The organism is Streptomyces beijiangensis, from assembly GCF_017315755.1.
Taxonomy (GTDB): Bacteria; Actinomycetota; Actinomycetes; order Streptomycetales; family Streptomycetaceae; genus Streptomyces; species Streptomyces beijiangensis.
Genome location: NZ_JAFLRJ010001688.1, coordinates 1 through 328 on the forward strand (window position 1 = coordinate 1; position 328 = coordinate 328).

The following is a 328-nucleotide window of genomic DNA, read 5'->3' on the forward strand; positions in this document are numbered from 1 at the left end:
CTCTAATATCAGGAGCAAGCGCATGCGCCAATGATTTCGTCAGACCGTGGACCGCCGCTTTTGATACGGCATAGGGTAACGAAGAGCCTGAACCGGTAAGCCCGGCGATGCTGCCGACATTTACGATGGCGCCTTGTTTATTTCGCTTCATAAAAGGTGCCGCCGCTCTCGCACAATTAAACATCCCTTTGACATTTACCGCATACAGTTCATCCCAGACTTCTTCAGAAGCCCCTTCCAAGTCATCAAGCTCGATATGCCTGGTGATGCTTGCATTGTTGACGAGCAGATCGACGGTACCGAACTCGCCCACCGCCCGATCAAACAT

Annotated in this window: 1 protein-coding gene; it reads right to left on the minus strand. The window is 51.8% G+C overall.

Annotated features, from left to right (window positions below):
• Window positions 1–313, minus strand: a 313-nt coding sequence (locus J0695_RS46660; protein ID WP_505383658.1) for an SDR family NAD(P)-dependent oxidoreductase, incomplete at its 3' end; no start/stop codon positions are given.
• Window positions 314–328: the final 15 nt, after the last annotated feature.